This is a genomic window from Pseudomonas sp. Q2-TVG4-2, from assembly GCF_013620795.1.
Lineage (GTDB): Bacteria > Pseudomonadota > Gammaproteobacteria > Pseudomonadales > Pseudomonadaceae > Stutzerimonas.
This window is the reverse complement of the sequence record NZ_LGLW01000005.1, coordinates 41,354-65,355: the sequence shown is the minus strand read 5'-3', so window position 1 is coordinate 65,355 and position 24,002 is coordinate 41,354. Positions and strand designations below refer to the sequence as shown.

The window sequence follows — 24,002 nt, the reverse complement described above, 5'->3', positions numbered from 1 at the left end:
TCAGCTGGCTTTCTTGCTGCTGGACTTGCTGGCTGCGCTCTTACGCGTAGTCGAGGCCTTGCTTGCCGATGATTTGCTGGCCGTCGACTTGGCAGGCGCCTTCTTGCCCGTGGTGCTCTTGCTGGTCGTGCCTTTACGCGGCGTCGCCTCTTCCTCGCTGGCCTCCTCCTCATCGTCGACCTCGTCTACCGGTACAGCTTTTTTGGCCGTTTTGCCCGCAAGGCTGCGCTTGAGCAGCTCGGTGAGGTCGATGACATCGGCGCTGCGGCGATCGACCGCTTCTTCCGGCCCGCCAACAGCCTCCAGCTTGCCTTCGCGGGCCTTGGTTTCCACCAGATCCATGATCTCGTCCTGGAAGGTGTCTTTGTACCGTTCGGGGCTCCATTCTTCGGTCATGTCTTCGACAAGCCGCTTAGCCATCTCCAGCTCGCGGGGATTGAGATCAGCATTGAGCGCCTCGTCCTTCATCTCGAGGTACTCCTCGCCGCGCACTTCCTCCGCCCAACGCAGCGTGTTCATCACTAGCGCCTTGCCCAGCGGCATCACCACCGCAAGGTGCTGCTTGTTGCGTAGCACTACATTGGCGACGCCAACCTTGCCGGTCTGGATCAACGTTTCGCGCAACAGTGCGTAGACTTTCTCCCCCCGACGATCGGGCGTCAGGTAATAGGGCTTGTCGATATAGAGAAACGATATGTCCTTGGCGTCGACGAAGGCGACGATGTCTACCGTCTGCGTCGCTTTGGGATGGGCCGCCTTGATCTCTTCATCACTGATCACGACGTAATTGCCTTTTTCGTACTCGACGCCTTTGACGATGTTTTCGCTGTCGATGTCTTCGCCGGTGGTCTTGTTGATGCGTTTGTAGCCGACCCGATCCATGCTGCGTTTGTCGAGCCAGTCGAAATCGATTCCCGAGCGAGTAGTGGCTGGCACCAGGGCGACGGGAATATGGACCAGGCCGAAACTGACGGCTCCCTTCCAGATCGTGCGAGGCATAACGTTCTCTCCTGTCGACAGGCGATCAGCCGTTGACCACTGTACCGCCATTCACATGGATGATCTGACCGCTCACGTAGGACGAATCGCTGCTGGCCAGGTAGACGTATGCCGGAGCGACTTCATCCGGCTGGCCGGGACGCTTGAGCGGCACGTTGGCACCGAATTCAGCAACCTTATCCGCATCGAAGGTGGACGGAATGAGCGGTGTCCAGATCGGCCCCGGCGCGACGCCGTTGACGCGAATGCCGCGCTCGGCCAGGTTCATGGACAGCGATCGGGTAAAGGCGGTAATCGCGCCTTTGGTAGACGAATAATCCAGCAGTTGCGGGCTTCCCTTATAGGCCGTCACCGACGTGGTATTGATGATCGAGGCGCCCTCCTTGAGATGCGGCAGCGCAGCCTTGGTCATCTGGAACATGCCGAAGATGTTGGTGCGGAAGGTTTTCTCCCACTGCTCCTCGCTGATGTCTTCCAGGCTTTTCTGCGGGTGCTGCTCAGCGGCGTTATTGACCAGGATGTCGAGCCTGCCGAACTTGGCCAGCGTCTCGTCAATAACCTTGCGGCACACCTCACGATCGGCCACATCGCCAGCGAAGGTCAGGCATTGGCGACCATGGCCTTCAACCACCCGGCGGGTTTCATCCGCATCCTGGTGCTGGTCCAGGTACAGGATCGCCACGTTGGCACCCTCGCGAGCGTAAAGCACCGCGACCGAACGACCGATGCCACTGTCGCCGCCGGTGATGATGGCGACCTTGTCCTGTAGCTTGCCGGCGGCTTTGTAATCCTCACCCTTGAATTCGGGGCGGGGGTTCATCAAGCCTTCCTTGCCAGGTTCGGGTTGCTGTTGAGGCGGTAGAGTCTGGTTTTCGTCGGCCATGCCAATATCTCCGTCAAGGTGAATAACCTGTCTTCGGAGGACTTGAACGGCTGGGGAAAAGTTTCTGTGAAGCGATGAGAGGGCCCAGCCAGTGGGCCCCGCTTCAATCGAGGCGAAGTGTGACTCGCCCGCGTGGTACGCCGCTTTCGACGTATTGATGCGCCGCGACGACGTCACCAAAGCCGAACACCTTATCGACCTGGGGCGTGATGAGTCGGTCCGCGGTCAGCTGATTGATGTGCAACAGTGCGCGCTTGACTGCCTCGCGGTTCTGCTCAATGCCCAGTTCCGGCTGGCCGGTAAAATCGCACAGGCAGTGCAGGAAAAATTTGAAGTTTTTCTTGAACGCCGCACAGGCTGGAAATGCCGTCTCGTTGCCGCCATTGAGTCCGTAGAGAATCAACTTGCCACGCGGCGCGATGACATCGCCCAGCAGCTTCATTTGCGAGCCGCCGCAACCATCCAGCACCACCTCGACGCCGGCGCCGCCAGTGATCTTTTGCAGACGCCCGACGAGATCCTCCTCTTCGGTGGCAATCACCGATTCGGCGCCCAGCTCGCGTAGAAAATCACGGTCTTCAGCGGTATCGCACGTGGCAATCACGCGCGCTCCCAGGGCCTTTGCCAGCTGCACAGCGGTCGGGCCCGTGCAATGACGCGCCTCGGTCACCAATACGTACTGGCCGGGCTCCAGCTGCGCCAACTCAACCAGCGCAAAGTACGCCACTAGCGCTGGCGTGTAGTGAATGGCAGCCTCGACCGGACTGAGCATGTCGGGATAGTGGACGAGCGAAGTGTGCGGCAGCAGTACATGCTCGCCATATAGCGAATACTGGTTAAGGTCATGAGCCGGGAAGCTAGCCACTCGGTCGCCCACGGAGAAACCATCGACCTCATCGCCCACCGCCAGCACTTCACCGGCGACTTCGCAGCCAAGCCCGGATGGAAGTTGCGCATGGCGCGGGGCGAGATCCTGCCGCCACAGCACGTCGTTCCAGCTGATGCCAATAGCGTGGACGCCAATGAGCACTTCGCCGGGGCCTGGCCGTGGGACGTCCTGCTGCTCGTAGCGCAGCACCTCAGCAGGGCCGAACTGATGGAAACGGATGATGCGGGACATTGAAAGACCCCTCGCTTACTACTGTATTAGTGACTCTATCTGCACCGCCGACACAACTCCAGTCGCGATGCCTGCATTCCGTTCGATAGTCGCCATGCGCGGGAATGATGATCGGCTGTATGTAAAGTCGCACGCTTTCTGCAGGTTTGTGTATTTGCAAAGCGGAAATGGACATGCCGGCTTCACGCGGATGTGTCTAGAATGCAGACGCAACCCTGAAGGTCAGCCGCACCTTTGTCTGACCACAGCTTGAAGTGAATGGCATGAATCGCAACGACCTTCGCCGTGTGGATCTGAACCTGCTGATTGTCTTCGAAACGTTGATGCATGAGCGCAGCGTAACCCGAGCGGCCGAAAAGCTGTTTCTCGGCCAACCGGCGATCAGTGCCGCGTTGGCACGCCTGCGTATGTTGTTCGACGACCCGCTGTTCGTGCGCACGGGCCGCAGTATGGAGCCGACCGCCCGTGCCCAGGAAATCGCCGGGCTGCTCTCCCCCGCGCTGGATTCGATTTCCACGGCGGTCAGCCGTGCCTCGACCTTCGACCCAGCCACCAGTGAATTGGTGTTCCGCATCGGCCTGACCGACGAGGTCGAGTTCGCCTTGCTGCCTCAGTTGCTCCGGCGCATACGGGCCGAGGCACCGGGCGTGGTGCTGGTGGTGCGGCGCGCCAATTACCTGTTGATGCCGGGCCTGTTGGCTTCCGGCGAGATATCGGTGGGCGTCTGCTATACCCAGGAGCTGCCGGCCAATGCCAAACGCAAAGTGTTGCGCCGGCCGAAGCCCATGCTACTGCGCGCGGACAGTATTCCCGGACGGATGAGCATGGACGACTACTGCTCTCGCCCGCACGCCATGGTTTCCTTCGCTGGCGACCTGAACGGCTACATCGATGAGGAGCTGGCGCTGCACGGCTGCACGCGCAAGGTCGTGCTGGCGGTGCCGCAGTTCAACGGCCTCGCAAGCCTGCTCGCGGGCACCGACCTGGTAGCGACTTTGCCTGACTACGCCGCGGCGGCATTAGCCGCCAATGGTGGCGTGCGTGCCGAACCGCTGCCATTCGAGACGAGCCAGGACTTCGAACTCTCCATGGCTTGGCGTGGCGCCCAGGACAACGACCCCGCAGAGCGTTGGCTGCGCTCGCGCATCCAGATGTTCGTCGGTGACCCCGACAGCCTCTGATTGGCTTTACGCAGGGTGACCCCGACAGCGCTCCGCTTGAGTCCGCCATAGACTTCAGCCCGCCGGAACTCCAGCTTCACTATCTAGTTGCGAGCCAAGGGTTCCGCCCGGCTATCTCGCCGTTGATGAAACAGTCTGCAACATCATCGTGGATGATATTCACATTCGGCTTGTTCGATTTCTGCATAGCGAGGCCAGCCTGCACACTCCCGCCATCGATAAAAACCGAGTTGCGGAGTCAAGCATGGAACGTTCACTCAAAGCCTTGCGTTACCCACTGGTTGCGATTGCCGCTGCCCTCGTCGGCGCGTGCGGACAGGCACCCGAGGCGACCGAAGCGGCAATGCCGGCGCCAGCGGTCAGCGTCGCGGAAGTCATCGAACAGCAGGTGACCGAATGGGACGAGCTCACCGGACGTCTGGAGGCGCCGGAGTCGGTCGAGATTCGTCCGCGGGTTTCAGGATTCATTGACAAGGTCGCCTTCGAGGAAGGCGCATTGGTCAAGAAAGGCGACCTGCTGTTCCAGATCGACCCGCGGCCGTTCGAGGCACAGGTCAAGCGACTGCAAGCCGAACTGCAACAAGCCCGCGCGACCCAGCAACGCACTGCCAGCGAAGCCCAGCGTGGTGAGAGGCTGCGTGCCAACAACGCCATCTCCGCCGAACTGGCCGACGCGCGTGTCAGCGCCGCCAGCGAAGCGAAGTCCGCCGTCGCTGCCATCCAGGCGCAACTGGATGCCGCCAAGCTGGACCTCAGCTTCACCCGTGTTACCGCGCCCATCGATGGCCGAGCCGGACGCGCGCTGATCACCGCCGGAAACCTCGTCAACGCAGGCGAGGCCTTGCTGACTACCCTGGTTTCCACCGAAAAGGTCTACGCCTATTTTGAAGCAGACGAGCGCACCTATCTGAAATACCGCGAGCTGGCCCGCGACGGCGCTCGTGGCGAGGCGACCCCCGTCTACCTCGGCCTATCCAGTGAGGACGGTCATCCGCACCTCGGCCATATGGACTTTATCGACAACCAGGTCGATCCGCGTACCGGCACCATTCGCGGCCGCGCCGTGTTCGACAACCGTGACGGACGCTTCACCCCCGGTCTCTACGCACGGTTGAAGCTGGTTGGCAGCGCGACCTATGAGGCGGTACTGATCAAGGACGTTGCGGTGGGAACCGATCTGGGCAAGAAGTTCGTGCTGGTCCTCGGCGATGACGGGAAAGTCAGTTACCGCTCCGTCGAACTGGGCCCGAAGCTCGAAGGGCTGCGTATCGTGCGTAACGGTCTCGAGCAGGGCGAAACCATCGTCGTCAACGGTCTGCAGCGGGTTCGCCCAGGTGCGACGGTCGCGCCGCAGAACGTGCCGATGGCGGACGCGGACACCCTGGCAGCGCTGAAGGAACAGCACCGTGCGATAACCGCCGCATTCGAACGGCAGGTCGTTGATCGCAACGTGGCGCGTCGCCCGAGTAGCTGAACCCAGCGCTAGCAGCAGCCGATTCGTGCGCCTCGGCGCACACCTAGAAAAACCGATTCCGTCAGGGTGCGTCATGCGCATCCTTTCCCCCCGGAGTGCGTCATGAATTTCTCTCAATTCTTCATCCTGCGGCCGATCTTCGCTGCAGTGTTGTCGCTGGTGATCCTCATCGGCGGCGCCATTTCGCTGTTCCAGCTGCCGATCAGCGAATACCCCGAGGTGGTACCGCCCACGGTCGTAGTACGGGCCAACTTTCCCGGCGCCAACCCCAAGGTCATCGGTGAAACGGTCGCTTCGCCGCTGGAGCAGGCCATCACGGGTGTCGAAGGGATGCTCTATATGTCGTCCCAGGCGACTGCCGACGGCAAGCTGACCCTGACCATCACCTTTGCCCTCGGCACTGACCTGGACAATGCGCAGGTGCAGGTGCAGAACCGTGTAACCCGCACCATGCCGACCCTGCCCACCGAAGTACAACGCCTCGGGGTGACAGTGGACAAGGCGTCTCCGGACCTGACCATGGTGGTGCACCTGACGTCCCCGGATGAGCGCTACGACATGCTCTACCTGTCCAACTACGCCGCGCTGAACGTCAAGGACGAGTTGGCGCGCCTGGACGGCATTGGCGACGTGCAACTGTTCGGCATGGGTGACTACTCGCTGCGCGTCTGGCTCGACCCGAACAAGGTCGCCTCGCGCAATCTCACCGCGTCCGATGTGGTCAATGCGATCCGCGAGCAGAACCGCCAGGTTGCGGCGGGCTCGCTGGGCGCGCCACCGGCTCCGGGTGCGACGGATTTTCAACTATCGATCAATACGCAGGGCCGACTTGTCACCGAGGAAGAGTTCGAGAACATCATCATTCGCGCCGGCGAGGACGGCTCGATCACCCGCCTAAGGGACATCGCGCGTATTGAGTTAGGGTCCAGCCAGTACGCCCTGCGTTCGCTGCTTAACAACCAGCCTGCCGTCGCCATTCCAGTCTTCCAGCGCCCCGGCTCCAACGCCATCGAGATTTCCGACTCGGTCCGTGCACGCATGGCCGAGCTGAAGCAGGACTTCCCCGAAGGCGTGGACTACGAGATTGTCTACGATCCAACCATCTTCGTTCGCGGCTCCATCGAAGCGGTGGTGCATACCCTGCTCGAGGCCATTGTGCTCGTCGTGCTGGTGGTGATCCTGTTCCTGCAGACCTGGCGCGCCTCGATCATTCCGCTGGCTGCCGTGCCCGTATCGCTGATCGGCACCTTCGCTGTAATGCACATGCTCGGCTTCTCACTCAATGCGCTGTCGCTGTTCGGCCTGGTGCTGGCAATCGGTATCGTGGTGGATGACGCCATCGTCGTGGTGGAGAACGTCGAGCGAAATATCGGCCTTGGAAAGTCGCCGGTCGACGCCACCAAGCAGGCGATGAAGGAAGTGACCGGGCCGATTATCGCCACCGCGCTGGTGCTCTGCGCGGTATTCATCCCGACCGCCTTTATCTCCGGCCTTACCGGGCAGTTCTATCAGCAGTTCGCCTTGACCATCGCGATTTCCACGGTGATCTCCGCGTTCAACTCACTGACCCTGTCCCCCGCATTGGCAGCCGCGCTGCTGCGCGCCCACGACGCACCGAAGGATGGTTTCTCGCGCCTGCTGGACAAATTGTTCGGCGGCTGGCTGTTCGCGCCCTTCAACCGCGTATTCGAGCGTGCCAGCCACGGCTACGTCGGCGCGGTCAAACGCATCCTGCGCGGAAGCGGCATCGCGCTGGTGGTTTATGTCGGCTTGGTAGGTCTGGGCTACATGGGTTTCGCCAGCACACCCACCGGCTTTGTGCCGCCGCAGGACAAGCAATATCTGGTGGCTTTTGCACAACTGCCGGATGCCGCCACCCTGGACCGCACCGAAGACGTGATCAAGCAAATGTCGGCAATCGCCGGTGAGCATCCCGGCGTGGAAAACACCATTGCCTTCCCTGGCCTGTCGATTAACGGTTTCACCAACAGTCCTAACAGCGGCATCGTCTTCGTTGCCCTGAAAGACTTCGGCCAGCGCAAGGACGAGAACATGTCCGCCGGGGCCATAGCCGCTGAGCTTAACGGCCAGTTCGCTGGTATCCAGGAAGCCTATCTCGCAATCTTCCCGCCGCCGCCGGTCCAGGGGCTGGGCACCATCGGTGGATTCCGCGTGCAGGTGCAGGATCGCGGCAACCTCGGCTATGAGGAGCTGTATAAGCAGGTGCAGAACGTCATCGCCAAGAGTGCCGACTATCCGGAGCTGGCAGGTCTGTTCACGAGCTATCAGGTCAACGTGCCGCAAGTGGATGCCGACATCGATCGGGAGAAGGCCAAGACCCACGGCGTGGCGATCGATCAGATCTTCGACACCATGCAGGTCTACCTCGGCTCGCTGTACGCCAACGACTTCAACCGTTTCGGCCGCACCTATCAAGTCAATGTCCAGGCCGAGCAGAAGTTTCGCCTGACACCCGAGCAGATCGGCCAACTGAAAGTACGCAATGACCGTGGCGAAATGGTCCCGCTATCGACCTTCGTCAAGGTCAGCGACAGCGCAGGCCCTGATCGCGTCATGCATTACAACGGCTTCCTCACTGCGGAGATTAACGGTGCGGCCGCGCCGGGCTACAGCTCCGGCCAGGCGGAAGATGCCATGGAGCGTCTGCTCCAGGCCGAGCTGCCGAACGGTATGAGCTATGAATGGACCGAGCTGACCTATCAGCAAATCCTCGCCGGCAACACCGCAATGTTCGTCTTCCCGCTCTGCGTGCTACTGGCCTTCCTGGTACTGGCCGCGCAATACGAGAGCTGGAGCTTGCCGCTGGCGGTGATTCTGATCGTACCGATGACGCTGCTGTCGGCCATTACCGGGGTGATTCTGTCCGGCGGCGACAACAACGTGTTCACCCAGATCGGCCTGATCGTACTGGTGGGGCTGGCGTGCAAGAACGCGATCCTCATCGTCGAGTTCGCCAAGGATAAGCAGGAAGAAGGCATGGATCGACTGGCGGCGATACTCGAAGCCTGCCGGTTGCGGCTGCGCCCCATTCTGATGACCAGCTTCGCGTTCATCATGGGTGTGGTGCCGCTGGTGCTGTCGAGCGGGGCTGGCGCGGAAATGCGCCACGCCATGGGTGTTGCGGTGTTCAGCGGCATGCTCGGCGTGACCTTCTTCGGCCTGCTGCTGACGCCGGTGTTCTATCTGGTGATTCGCGCCTTCGTTGAGAGGCGCGAGGAGAAAAAGGCTGTATTCAACAGACTGCGTGGAAACGTAGCGAGCGAAGGTTAAGCAAGGCAAAAACAGGCGAGGAAGCGGACTGGATTCGCACGCGAGTTTACGGATTGTAAATGAGCATTCCGACTGAGCTCGCATCCGAGCCTGTTTTTAACGCGACATAACCGAGCGCAGTAGTTTCCACACAGTCTGTCAAAGGAGATACATGTATGAAGGCTTTAATAACCACCCCACTGTTGCTTGCCGCGATCATGGCCTTGACTGCCTGCGCTGTCGGCCCGGATTACCGCACGCCGGTAACGCCGCCGGCGAATATTGAGCGGGCCACCGCGACAACCTTTGACCGCACACGTTTCGAATCTGCCTGGTGGCGCCAGTTCGAAGACCCGACACTGGACGCGCTGGTCGGTGAGGCTCTGTCAGAAAACCGTGAGCTGCGTATTGCCTTCGCCAGACTGCGTGCGGCACGGTCGATCCGCGACGATGCGGCCAACGATCGCTTCCCTACCGTGACCGCCGGTGCCACCGCCGAATATGGAGAAGCCCAGCAACCGGGGTTCAGCGATGAGCGCAGCAATATCGAGCGTTATGACCTGGGGTTGGACATGGCTTGGGAGCTGGATCTGTTCGGCCGCATCCAGCGTCGAATCGAGTCCAGCGAGGCCCAGAGCGAAGCGGCAGAAGCCGAGCTCTACCAACTGCAGGTGAGCCTGATCGCCGAACTGGTGGATGCCTATGGCCAGCTCCGCGGTGCGCAGCTGCGCGAGCGAATTGCCCGGGAGAACCTTGAGAACCAACGCGATTCGCACCAGCTGACCGAACAACTGCGTGACGCCGGTATGGGCAGCGAGCTAGACGTACTGCGCGCAGATGCTCGACTGGCGGCTACCGAGGCCAGCCTGCCACAGCTGCAAGCGGCACAGACCCGTGCCGGCAACCGTATCGCCACCCTCCTCGGCCAGCGCCCGGATCAGCTCAGCGTAGACTTGTCGCCTCGTGAGCTGCCCGCGATAGCCAAGGCATTGCCGATCGGTGATCCCGGCGAGTTGCTGCGTCGTCGCCCTGACATTCTCGCCGCCGAACGGCAGCTGGCCGCCGCGACCGCCAATGTCGGCGTGGCAACAGCGGATCTGTTTCCGCGGGTCAGTCTGTCCGGCTTCCTCGGCTTCATTGCCGGGCGCGGGTCCCAGATTGGCTCGAGTGCCGCCCAAGCCTGGGGCGTCGCGCCGAGCATCAGCTGGGCGGCATTTGATATGGGCAGCGTACGGGCCAGGCTGCGTGGCGCCGAAGCCGATGCCGAGGGCGCGCTGGCGAATTACGAGCAGCATGTGTTGCTTGCGCTGGAGGAGTCCGAAAATGCCTTCAGCGACTATGCCCGCGCCCAGGAGCGGTTGCTGTCATTGTTGCGTCAGTCCACTGCCAGCCGGGCCGCTGCACAACAAGCCGAGATCCGCTATAGGGAAGGCACCGTGGATTTCCTGGTACTGCTCGATGCCGAGCGTGAACGTCTCGCGGCCGAGGACGCTCAAGCCCGGGCTGAAGTGGAGCTTTACCGCGGTATCGTTGCGCTGTACAAGGCGCTGGGCGGCGGCTGGCAGTTAGCCAACGGTTAATGCGAAAATGCACTGCGCCGTCGCTGGCGGCGTAGCGCTGTGGTAGATGCACAAACTGTGATCTACGCCCACTCCCGTTCATCGGATCATGAATTTTGTGAGAAAGCGCTTTAGCTAAGGCTGCTTCTTTGGCATAACGTCCCGTCGAAGCTCAATCGCATCCGGTTCCGGATGTCATGCCAACCAACCAAAAATAAAGAGCCTTTCATGATCAAGCCGATCATCACCCTTGCCGGTCTCATGCTAGCGCTGGCCGCGACCGCCGTCGAGGCCGAGCCGATCGTCATCAAATTCGCCCATGTCGTCGCTGAAGACACACCCAAGGGCAAAGGCGCCCTGCTGTTCAAGCGACTGGTCGAAGAACGCTTGCCAGGCCAGGTAACGGTCGAAGTTTACCCAAACTCCACGCTGTACGGCGACGCCAACGAACTCGAGGCGCTGAGCAACAACGACGTCCAGCTACTGGCACCGTCGCTGGCCAAGTTCGAGAAGTACACCAAGCAGGTGCAGGTATTCGACTTGCCTTTCCTGTTCGATGATCTGGAGGCCGTCAACCGCTTCCAGAAGCGCGCCAAGGGGCGTCAGCTCCTGCGCTCGATGGAAAAGGAAAACATCACCGGCCTGGCCTACTGGCACAACGGCATGAAGCAGCTGTCGGCAACCAAGGCGCTACGCCTGCCGAGTGACGCAAAGGGGCTCGCGTTCCGCATCCAGCCTTCCGCGGTGCTGGAGTCCCAGTTCGCCCAGGTGGGCGCACCTACCAAAAAGATCGCCTTCGCCGATGTCTTCGCTTCGCTGCAGAACGGTACCGTTCAGGGCGCAGAAAACCCCTGGTCGAATATCTACAGCAAGAAGATGCATACGGTGCAGCCGTACATTACCGAGAGCAATCACGGCGTGCTCGATTACATGCTGGTGAGCAACACGCGTTTCTGGTTCGGCATTCCGCACCGCATTCGCACCGAGCTCGAAGGCATCATCGATGAGGTGACCTACGAGGTGAACCGGGCCGCGGAGGAAGCCAACCAGGCTCATCGCGAGCGCATCCGTAAGGCCGGCACCTCGGAAATCATCGAGCTCACCGCCGAAGAACGCGAAGCCTGGCGTGAAGCCATGCGACCGGTATGGCAAGAATTCGAGCCGGTAATCGGCGCCGATATCATCAAGGCAGCGCAAACGGTCAACCGCAAACAGCGTCAATGATTGATCGCTACCAAAAAACCAGGCCTAGGCCTGGTTTTTTTGTGCTCTGAAAACCTCGTCTATTGCAGGCCCGGCTCATATTCGAGCCTCTCGATATCCCAACCACCACCCAGCGCTGCGATCAGTTGCACACTCGCCGTTAAACGATCGCCTAGCAATGCCAGATTAGTGCGCTCGTTGTTCAGTGCAGTGGTTTGCACCGTCGCCACGCTGAGGAAGTCCACGGTACCGGCGCGATATTGGTTTTCGATCAGACGGAGCGATTCCTGCGCCGCTTCCAGGGCTTCGCGCTGTACGACCGCTTCCTCGGCTAGGACGCGCAGCTGCACGAGGTTGTCCTCGACTTCGCGAAAGCTGTCGAGAACCGTCTGCCTGTAGGTGGCCACGGTCTGGTCATAGCTGGCTTCTGCCGCTTCGAGCTCGGCGCGGCGACTACCGAAATCCAGCAGCGTGACCGCCAGCTGCGGACCCAGCGACCAGAAGCGGTTGGGCAGGCTGATCAGGTCACTGAAGCTGCTGTTGCGATAGCCGCCGCTGGCGCTCAGCGTCAGGTCCGGGTACCAAGCCGCTTCGGCCACACCGATCTGCGCGTTCGCAGCCATCACTTGACGCTCGGCCGACGCGACGTCTGGTCGACGCTCCAGTAACTGCGACGGCAATGCCAATGGCACCTCGGGCAGCCGTGGAATATCCCCGCGCTTGGCGATATCCAATTCCGATGGTGGCACACCGATCAACACGGCAATGGCATGTTCCATCTGGGCACGCTGCCAGCGCAGGTCGATCGCCTGGGCCTGAGTGCTTTTCAGTTGGGTCAACGCCTGGCTGACGTCCGATTTGGGGACAATGCCGGCCTGGTACTGGTTCTCCGTCAGGCGCAGCGAGCGGGCGAATGCCTCGACGGTCTGGTCTAGTAGCCGCTGCTGTTCGTCCATCACGCGCAACTGCAAATAGGTCTGTACCAATTCTGATTGCAGGCTCAAGCGGACCGCCGCCAGATCCGCCGCGCTCGCCTGCATGTTGGCGCGATTGGCTTCCAGGTTGCGCCGCAGACGCCCCCATATATCCAGCTCCCAGGAAGCATCCAGCCCCACTTCATAGCTCTCGCTTACCCCGCTGCCGGTGCTGCCGCCCTGGAAATACGAGCCGCTGGCGGAGCTGCCCTGCCCTCCACGCGATACGCCGCCGCTAGCTCCCACAGCCGGAAACAGTTGCGACCGCGCGCCACGCACCAACGCCCGAGCTTGCCGATATTGCGCCTCAGCTGCCGCCAGGTTCTGGTTGGATACGTTCAACCGCGCGACCAGTGCGTTCAGCTCGGTATCGCCGTAGAGTGCCCACCAATCGCCTCGCTGCAACGCATCAGCCGGTGTAGCCGCCTTCCAGCCTTCCGCCTGCTTGAATTCCGTGGCGATTGGCAGTTCGGGGCGTTGATAATCGGGGCCCAGGGTGCAGGCGCCCAACGAGATTGCCATGACGACGATAGCCAGCGGCCGCAAGGTGTATTTCAAGCGCAACGAATTCATAGCGGATTTTCCAGTGCGGCGTCGGTGCGTACACCGCGCCAGCGGTTGAAACGATGACGCGCGCGGTCCAGGTACAGGTAGACCACCGGCGTGGTGTAGAGCGTGAGGATCTGGCTGAGCATCAGACCGCCGATGATGGCCAGCCCCAGCGGCTGGCGCATTTCGGCGCCTTCGGCGCCGCCCATCAACAGAGGCAGCGCGCCGAGGATGGCGGCCATGGTGGTCATCAGGATCGGGCGGAAACGCAGCAGGCAGGCCCGGCGGATCGACTCCGCCGGCGACAGCCCGTCGTTCCGTTCAAACTGCAGCGCGAGATCAATCATCAGAATCGCGTTCTTCTTCACCACGCCGATCAGCAGGAACAGACCCAGCAGAGAGATCAGGCTGAACTCTTCGCGTGTCAGGATGATCGCCAGCAATGCCCCGACACCGGCCGAAGGCAGCGTCGACAGGATGGTCAGTGGATGGATGTAACTCTCGTAGAGAATGCCGAGCACGATGTACACCAGTAGCAAGGCACCGAGGATCATCAGCGGCTGGCCTTCCTGAGTGGCCTTGAAGACATCGCCGGTGCCGCCCAGGCGCCCCTGAACCTCGCTGGGCATGCCGATGGCGGCAACCGCCCGTTCGATGGCCCGCGTCGCCTGATCCAGACTGACGCCGGGCGCCAGGTCGAAATCGATGTTTTCGGCGGCAAACTGCCCATCATGGCTGACCCGGTCCTCTTCCAGACTTCGCTCGTAGCGGGCAAAGGCAGCCAGCGGCACGCGCCGGCCATCGCTGGTGATCACCTGGATCTGCTCCAGCACTTCGGGATGTTGGGCGTAGCTCGGGTCGATCTCCATCACTACCTGATACTGATTGAGCGATTCGTAGATGGTGGAGATCTGCCGCTGGCTGAAAGCGTTGTTGAGCAACGTGGTCACCGTGCTCATGTCGATGCCGAGTCGCTTGGCCGCGTCGCGATCGATCTTCAGACTGATCTGTTGCGCGCCCTCGCCTTCGTTGGCATCGATGCTGGTGAGCTCCGGCAAGGCCATCAGCGCTCGGGTCACCTGCGGTACCCAGGTGCGCAGGTCTGCCAGATCGCTGGCCAATAGGTTGTAGGAATAGGCCGAGCTGCTCTGCCGGCCGCCACCGAACTGCAGGTCCTGATCGGCCATGAGAAACATGCGCCCGCCGGGGACCTTCGGCTGATTCTTGCGAATGCGCTCTATCACCTTCTGCGCAGAAATTTTGCGCTCGGCCAGCGGCTTGAGCCGGACGATCATGAAGGCATTGTTGATGCCACCCTGGCCACCGATGAAGCCAGCCACACTTTCCACCGCCGGATCGGCCAGCACCGCCTTACGGTAGGTTTCCATTTTCGGCTGCATGACCTGAAACGACAGTCCATCGTCGCCGCGGATGAAGCCGGTCAGTTGGCCGGTGTCCTGTTGCGGGAGGAAGGTTTTCGGTACTTCTATATAGAGAAAAACGTTGAGCCCGATCGTCGCCAGCAGCGTGAACAACGTGATGCGATGATGACGCAGCGCCCACCCCAAGGACCGGTCGTAATGGCGCAACAGCCATTGGTGGGCGTCGTGGCTCCAGCGATGCAGGCGGCCATCGTGCTCGGGCTGGTGAGGCTTGAGCCAACGGGCGCAAAGCATTGGCGTCAAGGTCAGCGACACCAACAGCGAGACGAGGATGGCAGCCGCCAGGGTGATGGAGAACTCGCGGAACAGCCGCTCAACGATACCGCCCATGAACAGGATCGAGACGAACACCACGACCAGTGACAGGTTCATCGACAACAAGGTAAAACCGACCTCACGGGTCCCGATGTAGGCGGCACGCATCGGTGGGACGCCATCATCGATGTGCCGTGCAATGTTCTCCAGCACCACGATCGCGTCATCCACCACCAGCCCGGCGGCAAGAATCAAAGCCATCAGTGACAGCACATTGAGCGAGAAGCCGAACACATACATCACCGCAAAGGTACCGACCAACGAAACCGGTACCGCAAGCGCCGGTATCAGCGCTGTTCGCAGCCGGCCGAGGAACAGAAATACCAGCAGAATGACCAGCCCCACCGCAATCAACAAGGTCCGCTCAGCCTCGTGCAGCGTCGCACGGATAACCGGCGAGCGGTCCATCGCTACTGCCATATCGACGCTGCCGGGCACGATCGCCTGGAGCGCGGGCAGCTCGTTGCGAATGCCCTCGATGGTTTCGATGATATTCGCCCCAGCCTGGCGATTGATCACCAGCAGGACGGCACGTTCGTTATTGAAAAAACCATCGTTGTAGCGATCCTCAACGCCGTCCCGCACCTTGGCAACGTCGCTCAGGCGCAGCGCCGCGCCATCCTGATATCGAATAATCAGCGGTAGGTAATCTGCGGCTTCGTGCAGTTGATCGTTGGCCTGCACCTGCCAGTGGCGATGATCGTCTTCGACCATGCCCTTGGGGCGGCGTACGTTGGCCGAGGCGATGGTCTGGCGCACCTCATCGAGGGAAACACCGTATTGCTCGAGCTGTTGCGGCTGCAGTTCGACGCGCACGGCCGGCAACGAGCTGCCGCCGACCTGTACCTCCCCGACACCGGGCACCTGGGAAAGCTTCTGCGCCAGAACAGTCGAACCGATGTCGTAGAGCTGCCCCTTATCCAACACGTCGGAGGTCAGCGAGAGCACCATGATCGGCGCCTGCGCCGGGTTTATCTTGCGGTAGGTCGGCATGCTCCGCATGCCGCTGGGCAACAGGTTGCGCGATGCGTTGATGGCTGCCTGCACATCTCTGGCGGCACCGTTGATGTCGCGGTCGAGATCGAACTGGATGATGATCCGCGTCGAGCCCTGGCTGCTGCGACTGCTCATCTGGCTGACGCCAGCAATGCTGCCCAACGAGCGTTCCAGCGGCGTCGCCACGCTGGACGCCATGATCTCCGGGCTCGCCCCTGGCAGGCTGGCCTGCACCGTGATGACCGGAAAATCCATGTTCGGTAGCGGCGACACCGGCAGCAATCCGAAGCTGACCCCGCCCAAGAGTAAGATCGCCAGGCTCAGCAACATGGTCGCGACTGGGCGAGCAATGAAGGGTGCGGACAGGTTCATGGGTGCAAGCCAGTGGCTAACTGGAGGCTGGAAGTAGAAAGCTGGAAGCTGACGACGCTGACCGCTGAAATGCCTGTCGCCGTCGGCAGGACAGGACGTTTACTCAGTTCGGCCGATATCGGGTGCCTTCCAGCCCGCACCGATTGCTTTGCTCCCAGCGCCCTGCTTCTTGCTTCCTGCTCAACACTCATGCCTGAACCTCCTGCCCCATCCCATCCTTGCGGGAAAAACGCTGGCCGAGCCGGTCAAAAAACAGATAAATCACTGGCGTAGTAAACAGCGTCAGCAACTGGCTGAGCAGCAGGCCACCGACCAACACCAGGCCCAGCGGCTGGCGCAGTTCAGCGCCAGAGCCGGATGCCAGCATCAGGGGTACGGCACCGAACAGCGCAGCCAGGGTGGTCATCAGGATCGGGCGGAAGCGCAACAGCGCCGCGCGATAGATCGCATCCTGCGGGCTCATGCCCTGGTGGCGTTCGGCCTCGAGGGCGAAGTCGATCATCATGATCGCGTTCTTCTTGACGATGCCGATCAGCAGGATGATGCCAATAATGGCAATCAGTCCAAGATCGTTGCCGGTCAGCAGCAGCGCGAGCAAGGCGCCGACGGCAGCCGATGGCAGCGTCGAGAGAATGGTGATTGGATGGATATAGCTTTCATAGAGCACACCGAGCACGATGTACATGGTCACCACCGCCGCCAGGATGAGCAGCAAGGTGCTCGACAGCGACGCGCGGAACGCCTCGGCGGCGCCTTGGAAACGACTCTGGATACCGGCCGGCAGCCCAATCTCGGCCTCGACCCCTTCGATCACTTCCACCGCTTCGCCGAGCGACACACCGTCAGCCAAATTGAAAGACAGCGTCACGGCCGGGAACTGGCCGATGTGGTTGATCAATAGCGGCGCGCTGCGCTGCTCAAGCGTTGCCAGACTCGACAGCCTTACCGGCGTGCCGCCCTCGCTCTGTACGAACAGCTGTTCCAGCGCCTGCGCGCCAAGACGCCCACCGGCCTCGGCCTCGATCACCACGCGGTATTGGCTGGCCTGGGTGAAGATGGTCGAAATCTGGCGTTGACCGAACGCGTCATACAGCGCATCGGTGATAGCCGATACCTCGATACCCAACCGCGCCGCAGCATCACGATCGATATCCAGGAAAATCTGCAGGCCGTCGCTTTGCAGATCGCTGGCGACGTCCGTCAACTCTAGGCGCTCGCGCAGCGCCGCCACCAGACGCGGCGTCCATTCCCGCAGCAGTTCGCCATCCGGGGACTCGAGGCTGAACTGGAACTGCGTACGACTGACCCGATCCTCGATGGAGAGATCCTGCACCGGCTGCATGTACAGGTCGATGCCTGGCAGTTTCGCCAATTCCGGACGCAGCCGGTCGATGACCTGGCTTGCGGTGACATCACGCTCAGCGTGAGGCTTGAGATTGATCAGCAGGCGACCACTGTTAAGGGTCACATTGTCGCCATCGACACCTATATAGGACGACAGGCTGGCCACTGCCGGGTCGGCCAGGATGACGCGGGACAAGGACTGCTGACGCTCGCTCATCGCGCGGAAGGAAATCGATTGAGGCGCTTCGCTGATGCCCTGAATCACCCCGGTGTCCTGTACCGGAAAGAAGCCTTTCGGCACAGCGAGGTACAGCACGACCGTCAACCCCAGTGTGATCACGGCAACCAGCAGAGTCAGCGTCTGGTGCCCCAGCACCCAGGTCAGCCAACGCGCGTAGCCGCCGATCAGCCGCTCGACCCAGTCCGGCTTCGATTTTTCCGCGGCCGCAGGCTTGAGGAGCTTGGCGCACATCATGGGCGTCAGCGTCAGGGACACTACCAGCGAGATCAGGATGGCAACGGCAAGCGTAATGGCAAACTCGCGGAACAGACGCCCCACCACGTCTTGCATGAACAGCAGAGGGATAAGGACGGCGATCAGCGACAGCGTCAACGAGATCAACGTGAAACCGATTTGCTTAGCCCCTTTGAGAGCAGCCTGCATGGGCGTCTCACCCTCCTCCACGTGGCGCGCAATGTTTTCGAGCATGACGATGGCATCGTCGACCACGAAGCCGGTTGCGATGGTCAACGCCATCAAGGTCAGGTTGTTCAGCGAGAACCCGGCGAGATGCATCACGGCAAAGGTGCCGATCAGTGACAGCGGCACCGCAATAGAGGGGATGATCGTCGCCGAGAATCGTTTAAGAAAAACGAAAGTGACCATCACAACGAGAAAGGTGGCCATCAGCAGCTCATGCTGCACATCGGTAATGGCGGCGCGGATGGTCTGGGTACGGTCGGTGAGCACCACCACGTCGAGACCGGCCGGCATGCTGGCGGTGACCTCCGGAAGCAGCGCCTGAATGCGTTCGACCACCTCAATCACGTTGGCGCCTGGCTGACGCTGGATATTCAGCAGCACGGCCTGGCTTTCATTGGCCCAGGCGGCAAGGCGTTCGTTCTCAGCGCCATCGACGATGTCGGCAACATCCTTCAAACGCAACGTGGCCCCGTCCTCGTACGCCAATATGAGTTCGGCGTATTCCTCCGGAGTCTTCAACTGATCGTTGGCATCGAGCATCGATACGCGCGTCGGGCCGTCGAAATTGCCCTTGGGCTGGTTAACGTTGGAGCTGGTTACCAATGTTCGGACATCGGCCAGTGACAATCCGTAGGATGCCAACGCCTCCGGATTGACGCGGATGCGCACGGCCGGGCGTTGACCGCCGGCGATGCTGACCATGCCTACGCCGTTGATCTGCGCGAGCTTTTGCGCCATGCGCGTATCGACCAGATCATGAAGCTCCGGTAGAGCAAGACTTTCCGAGGTAATAGCCAGCGTCATCACCGGTGTGTCCGCCGGGTTGACCTTGTTGTATACCGGCGGCGCCGGCAGGTCATTTGGCAGCAGATTGCTTCCAGCATTGATGGCCGCCTGGACCTCCTGCTCGGCCACATCCAGCTCGACCTTGAGCGAGAAGCGCAAAGTGATCACCGAAGCGCCGCCAGAGCTGGTCGAGGACATCTGGGTCAGCCCCGGCATCTGACCGAACTGCCGTTCCAGCGGAGCAGTCACGGCGCTGGTCATGACTTCGGGACTGGCACCGGGATACAGCGTCATCACCCGAATGGTCGGGTAATCGACCTGAGGCAGCGCGGAAACCGGCAGCATGCGGTAAGCGATGAGACCGGCCAGTAGAATCGCGATCATCGTCAGGGTGGTTGCCACCGGCCGAAGGATGAACAGCCGCGACATGTTCATCGCGCAGGACGCTCCTTGGCGCTCTGTGTGTCGATCTTCGGATTTTCGGCTGCTTCTTCGGCGAGCTTCTGGCGATCCACCACTTCGACTTCGCTGCCGTCACGCAGGCGATCAGTGCCTTCCATGACAATTCGCTCGCCGACGCTTAAGCCGTTGGTGATGACGGTCTTGTCGCCGTTGCTCGGGCCCACCTCAAGCACCCGCAGCTCGACCTTCGAGTTTTCGCCAACCACATAGGCGTAGTTGCCACGCGAGCCGAACTGCAGCGCTGCAGAAGGAATCAACACCGCATCATCAAGGGTTTCCACGCGCAGGCGAACGTTAACGAATTGATTGGGTATCAGCAGCTCCGCCTCGTTATCGAAGCGAGCCTTCATTTTCAACGTGCCAGTGGTCGTGTCGATCAGGTTGTCGAGACTTTCCAGCACCCCTTCGCCGAATAAAACCCGCTCACTGCGATCCCAGGCTTGTACCGCCAATTCGTCACCGCGACGAAAGCGGGCAATGACCGGCGGCAACTCGCCCTCAGGCAAGGTAAAGCTGATCGCCATGGGCTGCGTCTGAGTGATGACGACCAGCGGTGTGGCGTCGTTGGCCGCGACCAGATTGCCTTGGTCAAGCTGGCGCAGGCCGACGCGCCCGTCGATTGGCGCGCGGATCTGAGTAAATTGTAGGTTCAGCTTGGCCTCATTGACCGCCGCCTGGTTGGCCGCCAGTGTGCCTTGATACTGGTTGACCAGCGCCTGCTGGGTGTCGAGGGTCTGCTTGGCAATGCTGTCGTCGGCAAACAGACCTCGATAGCGCTTCAGGTCCAGCTGGGCATTCTGCAGCAGCGCGCGGTTCTGCTGCAGGGTACCTTCCGCCTGCTGCAACGCTACCTCGTAGGGGCGCGGATCGATGACCGCCAGCAAATCGCCGGCCTTGACCCGCTGGCCTTCTTCGAAGCGTACCTCGACCAGCTCGCCGGCCACGCGGCTGCGCACATTCACGGTGTTCAGTGGCGTGACGGTGCCGAGCGCCTTGGCATAGACCTCAAATTTCCCCTGCTCGACCGCTGCGACCCGCACCGGCGTCGGGCCGCCAAACGCGCCGAAAGCCGGCCGCCCGCCCCGCTGTTGTTGCGGCGCCTCGGCTGCGGTTGGCCATAGCCACCAAAGCAACAGCGCAATCACAACGACCACGCCGCCGATGATCAACCAGCGCCGAACGGAGCCGGCGGAAGAAGTGTTTGCCTCGGACATGAACTGGGTTCGCCTGAAAATGAGGGTGAACCATAAGCAGTCGCGCTGCGCTCGCAAAGGAGATTTACGGCATTTTTACGTATCGCCCCTTGTCGAGGCCAAAACCGGTCGCGGATCACACAACCGAGGCCCAGGAACCATGCTTGAGCCATTCAGTCTATGTAACGTTCGCCGAGCCGCTGGCGAACGTTACGCAGGGGAACGACTCCGGGACTATCGTCACACTCGACGAGACATACCGCTACTCATCAGGCCACCCGATAATGGTCTGCACAGGATCAAGGAATGAACGCATCACTGGTCATCCTGGCGCTGACTGTCGCCAGCTTTCTTCTCGGTTTTCTACGCGACCTGTTCATTGCCAAGGCCTTCGGCCTCAGCTGGGAAGCGGACCTGATCTTCGTCGCGCTGATCCTGCCGATGTTCTTCGAAAATTTTCTTGGCCTCGCGCTGCGCGATGCGATGATTCCCTACCTGCAGAAGCTGCGCAGCCAATCCGAAGCCCTGTTCGAAAGCATCAGCCGCTGGCTTTACTGGCGCGTGATGGCGATGGGGACTGCCGTAAGCGTCATCGCCATCATCGCAAGTTACTGGATTCTCAATCTGCTCGCGCCCGGCTGGACGGACGCCCAAGTTACCTCCGGGCAGATCGTATTCTGCGTGGGCGCCGTGCTGGTCGCCGTTCAGGCCGTTCTGTATTGCCAGGGCGCGCTGCTCAACATGGACGAAGTGTTCATCCTGCCAATGACGCGAACGGTACTGCTCAACGCGGGCGCTATCGTCGGGATCCTATTGTTCCAACCAACCGGCATGGTGATCTTCATTGGCATGCTGCTGCCCCAGCTGGCGCTGATCCTGGTGCAACACCGGCGGATCGCCTATCTGCGTGGAGCCAAAAAAATCGAAACGACGGATCACGCTGGCGGCTTCGGCCTTGCATTCGCGCCGGTCTTGCTGGCTGCCGGAGCGCAACAAGGCTGTATTCTTGCCGAGCGGATGTTCGCGTCCTTCCTAGATGAAGGCAGCATCACCATGCTGTCCTTTGCGTTTCGTATCGTCACTATCCCGCTCACGCTCTACGCATTGTCAGTGCTGTCGGTGCTCTTCCCCCGCTTCGTCTCCAGCTGGAGCGATGAAGATTTCGATGGTCATGCCGCCGTGATACGCAAGGGCCTGCTGGCAACGCTGCTGTTCCTAGTCCCTGCCACTGTGGTGCTTTGTTCATTTCCGCAAACCGTGGTGTCGGTGTTGCTGGAGCGAGGTCAATTCGGTGCACCACAAACGGATGCGACGGCCTCCTTGGTGGTCCTGTACGCGCTCGGTCTTCCTGCGATGGGCTTGGCGCTGCTTTGGGGGCGCGCCCTCCTCGCCCAGCATCAGTCGCGGCTGTTTCTGGCGATTACGCTGATCAGCTCCGCGCTTACGGTCAGTCTGGATGCTTTGCTCTATGGCACCTATGGCGCCGAAGGCCTGGCATTTGCGTTCGCCAGCGGTGCGACTCTGCAGGCACTGTTCATGGGGCTGTATGTCTATCGCGCGTCGCCGACGGGTCTGGCTCCTGGCGTTCTCCTGCGCTGGATCACCACCGCCGCTGCCGTAGCCATCGCACTGCACTGGTTGCCTGCACCGCACGGGTTGCTGCAGTTGTGTCTGTATATCGCGCTGGTGCTGTGTGCCTTCGCGGCGGGCGTAGTGCTGCTGGGCGAACGAGACCTGTTCAAACCGGCCTACTGGTCGATGAAAAAGGCCTGACGACATAGTTGGTGGCCGCTGACCTTGCAGCATCAGGACTAACGCTGCCCAAAAATGAACCCCGCCGAAAGCGGGGTTTTATTAATCGATTGCAAGGCCACATCAACGGCCTTGTCGTCTGCGCATAGCGCTCAGCCGCCTACTGCTACCATCCCGATGGGTGCCAGATTCGCTGTGGGCGTCTGCGCTGTAGCTACAGCCCGCTCAGAGCGCTGCTGCATGACAATATCCAGCGCACGGCTCGGCAGAATGTCGACGTCATCAAATGTGATCAACTGCCCTGGCTCGACCGCTCGCTTGAGTGCGGTTTTCCGCAACAACCCGATCGGAACGTGATTGGGATTTTCGTCAAGTTTTACCGCCTCGCCACGGAACTGGAATCCCCCGATGCCGCGCTCAATCAACTCACCTGGCCGCATGGCCCGCTTGGCGATCGCAGCCACGCCAAGGGTCGGTGCAGTTGAGTTGTTCAACAGCACGCCACCGCCATTGAGTACTCGGCGCACGGTCTTGCCGACCTCGAGTGAGCAAAGGTGGAACGGGCGCACCAGCGTGTAGTAGGGACCTTGGCCAAGTTTGAAATACTCAATGGCTGCCCGCTGACTGTCGTCATGTCGACAGACCAGAAACACGCCCCCGGCTGGATAGCCGGATGGAATGACGTAATCAACAAAGGGTTGGCCGAGACGCTCGGCCATCATGCCCAACAGATTTCCGGTTTCGGTCAGGTTGGTCGAGGCCAGACCTTCCAGGCCCTGTTTGGTAATGCTTGCGCCCAGACCGTTCCCAACGATCACCTGCTCGATCTGCACCTTGGTGCCGTCAGTGAACGAGGTCGTCTGCTCGATGCTGATACCTTGACGCTTTGCCCAGTAGGTCATGTCTTCGAGCGATGGGTCGTGGTTCAGATAACCTTTCATGTTGCCGTATACCAGCGGTTTGAAGCCCATCATGATGGCTTCTTCATGCAGCGCCGCCAACGAACCCGGCTGGTCGCCCTCGGCCTCTGTGATAAAGCCTTTGCCCGCCAGATAAGAACCCGTGGTGACTTGCAGTTCGGCATTGACAGTCACCACCGGCAGTCCGGCCTCGAAGGCGCGCTCGATGACTTCAGTACCATGGAAGACGTCGCCACTGCATTCGACGATCAGGTCTGCATCGTCGACCAGTTGGTCTATGGAGTTGGTGAGTCGGTCAGCCAGCGGGAAGTCGCTGAAGGAGTTCAGCGGACGGCGGGTCAGTACGCGGGAAACTTCCAGATCCTTGTAGTGCTCCTTGATCAGCCGAATGAAACAATGGGCGATCATTCCTGTGCCGGATACACCGATCTTCTTCTTGGCATGCGAGGTAGACATAAGCGAATCCATTCAATGGGCAACGAATGCTCTGACCGCAGCGACCGGA

The 24,002-nt window shown here is 60.9% G+C and carries 14 protein-coding genes; 6 read left to right on the top strand and 8 right to left on the bottom strand.

The window, feature by feature from the left end; genetic code table 11:
• The 3 genes from H3028_RS11500 to H3028_RS11490 all read right to left on the bottom strand — a co-directional run bounded on the left by H3028_RS11500 (position 1) and on the right by H3028_RS11490 (position 3,002).
• Entirely contained in the window at positions 1-999 is a 999-nt protein-coding gene (locus H3028_RS11500; RefSeq protein WP_181297156.1) for a Ku protein, read from the bottom strand.
• A gap of 25 nt (positions 1,000-1,024) precedes the next feature.
• Complete coding sequence (locus H3028_RS11495) at positions 1,025-1,882, bottom strand: SDR family oxidoreductase (protein WP_181297155.1); 858 nt, start codon at positions 1,880-1,882, stop codon at positions 1,025-1,027.
• 103 nt (positions 1,883-1,985) lie between these two features.
• Positions 1,986-3,002 carry a zinc-dependent alcohol dehydrogenase family protein gene (locus H3028_RS11490; RefSeq protein WP_181297154.1) on the bottom strand — a complete coding sequence of 339 codons (1,017 nt, stop codon included), beginning with the start codon at positions 3,000-3,002 and terminating at the stop codon, positions 1,986-1,988.
• Between the two features lie 263 nt (positions 3,003-3,265).
• On the opposite strand from H3028_RS11490, the gene H3028_RS11485 reads away from it, so the two are divergent.
• The 5 genes from H3028_RS11485 (at position 3,266) to H3028_RS11465 (ending at position 11,710) form a co-directional block, all read left to right on the top strand.
• Positions 3,266-4,183: a LysR family transcriptional regulator gene (locus tag H3028_RS11485; protein ID WP_258237781.1), complete on the top strand. Its 918-nt coding sequence runs from the start codon at positions 3,266-3,268 to the stop codon at positions 4,181-4,183.
• 244 nt (positions 4,184-4,427) lie between these two features.
• Positions 4,428-5,657 (top strand): multidrug efflux RND transporter periplasmic adaptor subunit MexE, encoded by a 1,230-nt coding sequence (gene mexE / locus H3028_RS11480; RefSeq protein ID WP_181297153.1) that lies wholly within the window; start codon positions 4,428-4,430, stop codon positions 5,655-5,657.
• A 102-nt stretch (positions 5,658-5,759) separates the two neighbouring features.
• Positions 5,760-8,948 (top strand): efflux RND transporter permease subunit, encoded by a 3,189-nt coding sequence (locus H3028_RS11475; RefSeq protein WP_181297152.1) that lies wholly within the window; start codon positions 5,760-5,762, stop codon positions 8,946-8,948.
• A gap of 155 nt (positions 8,949-9,103) precedes the next feature.
• Positions 9,104-10,507 (top strand): efflux transporter outer membrane subunit, encoded by a 1,404-nt coding sequence (locus tag H3028_RS11470; protein ID WP_181297151.1) that lies wholly within the window; start codon positions 9,104-9,106, stop codon positions 10,505-10,507.
• A 210-nt stretch (positions 10,508-10,717) separates the two neighbouring features.
• Positions 10,718-11,710: a TRAP transporter substrate-binding protein gene (locus H3028_RS11465; protein WP_181297480.1), complete on the top strand. Its 993-nt coding sequence runs from the start codon at positions 10,718-10,720 to the stop codon at positions 11,708-11,710.
• 59 nt (positions 11,711-11,769) lie between these two features.
• Here the strand turns inward: H3028_RS11465 and H3028_RS11460 are convergent, their stop codons facing one another.
• The 4 genes from H3028_RS11460 to H3028_RS11445 form a co-directional block, all read right to left on the bottom strand.
• The gene (locus H3028_RS11460; protein WP_309109541.1) at positions 11,770-13,236 is read right to left on the bottom strand and encodes an efflux transporter outer membrane subunit; all 1,467 of its coding nucleotides are present in this window, start codon (positions 13,234-13,236) and stop codon (positions 11,770-11,772) included.
• A complete protein-coding gene (locus H3028_RS11455) occupies positions 13,233-16,337 on the bottom strand; it encodes an efflux RND transporter permease subunit (RefSeq protein WP_181297150.1) in 3,105 nt (1,034 codons plus the stop codon). Before H3028_RS11455 ends, H3028_RS11460 begins: the two co-directional genes overlap by 4 nt.
• A 187-nt stretch (positions 16,338-16,524) precedes the next feature.
• Positions 16,525-19,605: an MdtB/MuxB family multidrug efflux RND transporter permease subunit gene (locus tag H3028_RS11450; protein WP_181297149.1), complete on the bottom strand. Its 3,081-nt coding sequence runs from the start codon at positions 19,603-19,605 to the stop codon at positions 16,525-16,527.
• Positions 19,602-20,846: an MdtA/MuxA family multidrug efflux RND transporter periplasmic adaptor subunit gene (locus H3028_RS11445; RefSeq protein WP_181297148.1), complete on the bottom strand. Its 1,245-nt coding sequence runs from the start codon at positions 20,844-20,846 to the stop codon at positions 19,602-19,604. The genes H3028_RS11450 and H3028_RS11445 overlap by 4 nt, the downstream gene beginning before the upstream one ends.
• A 285-nt stretch (positions 20,847-21,131) precedes the next feature.
• Here H3028_RS11445 and H3028_RS11440 point away from each other — a divergent pair, with 285 nt between their 5' ends.
• Complete coding sequence (locus tag H3028_RS11440) at positions 21,132-22,598, top strand: lipid II flippase MurJ (RefSeq protein WP_181297147.1); 1,467 nt, start codon at positions 21,132-21,134, stop codon at positions 22,596-22,598.
• A gap of 131 nt (positions 22,599-22,729) precedes the next feature.
• Here H3028_RS11440 and H3028_RS11435 read toward each other — a convergent pair whose 3' ends face one another.
• Complete coding sequence (locus tag H3028_RS11435; RefSeq protein WP_181297475.1) at positions 22,730-23,905, bottom strand: NAD(P)-dependent oxidoreductase; 1,176 nt, start codon at positions 23,903-23,905, stop codon at positions 22,730-22,732.
• Positions 23,906-24,002 lie beyond the last annotated feature (97 nt).

Coding starts and splice junctions, on each gene's coding strand:
- H3028_RS11440 (WP_181297147.1), top strand. CDS start 21,132: ATGAACGCATCACTGGTCATCCTGGCGCTGACTGTCGCCAGCTTTCTT.
- H3028_RS11445 (WP_181297148.1), bottom strand. CDS start 20,846: ATGTCCGAGGCAAACACTTCTTCCGCCGGCTCCGTTCGGCGCTGGTTG.
- H3028_RS11485 (WP_258237781.1), top strand. CDS start 3,266: ATGAATCGCAACGACCTTCGCCGTGTGGATCTGAACCTGCTGATTGTC.
- H3028_RS11500 (WP_181297156.1), bottom strand. CDS start 999: ATGCCTCGCACGATCTGGAAGGGAGCCGTCAGTTTCGGCCTGGTCCAT.
- H3028_RS11450 (WP_181297149.1), bottom strand. CDS start 19,605: ATGAACATGTCGCGGCTGTTCATCCTTCGGCCGGTGGCAACCACCCTG.
- H3028_RS11435 (WP_181297475.1), bottom strand. CDS start 23,905: ATGATCGCCCATTGTTTCATTCGGCTGATCAAGGAGCACTACAAGGAT.
- H3028_RS11455 (WP_181297150.1), bottom strand. CDS start 16,337: ATGAACCTGTCCGCACCCTTCATTGCTCGCCCAGTCGCGACCATGTTG.
- mexE (WP_181297153.1), top strand. CDS start 4,428: ATGGAACGTTCACTCAAAGCCTTGCGTTACCCACTGGTTGCGATTGCC.
- H3028_RS11460 (WP_309109541.1), bottom strand. CDS start 13,236: ATGAATTCGTTGCGCTTGAAATACACCTTGCGGCCGCTGGCTATCGTC.
- H3028_RS11470 (WP_181297151.1), top strand. CDS start 9,104: ATGAAGGCTTTAATAACCACCCCACTGTTGCTTGCCGCGATCATGGCC.
- H3028_RS11475 (WP_181297152.1), top strand. CDS start 5,760: ATGAATTTCTCTCAATTCTTCATCCTGCGGCCGATCTTCGCTGCAGTG.
- H3028_RS11495 (WP_181297155.1), bottom strand. CDS start 1,882: ATGGCCGACGAAAACCAGACTCTACCGCCTCAACAGCAACCCGAACCT.
- H3028_RS11490 (WP_181297154.1), bottom strand. CDS start 3,002: ATGTCCCGCATCATCCGTTTCCATCAGTTCGGCCCTGCTGAGGTGCTG.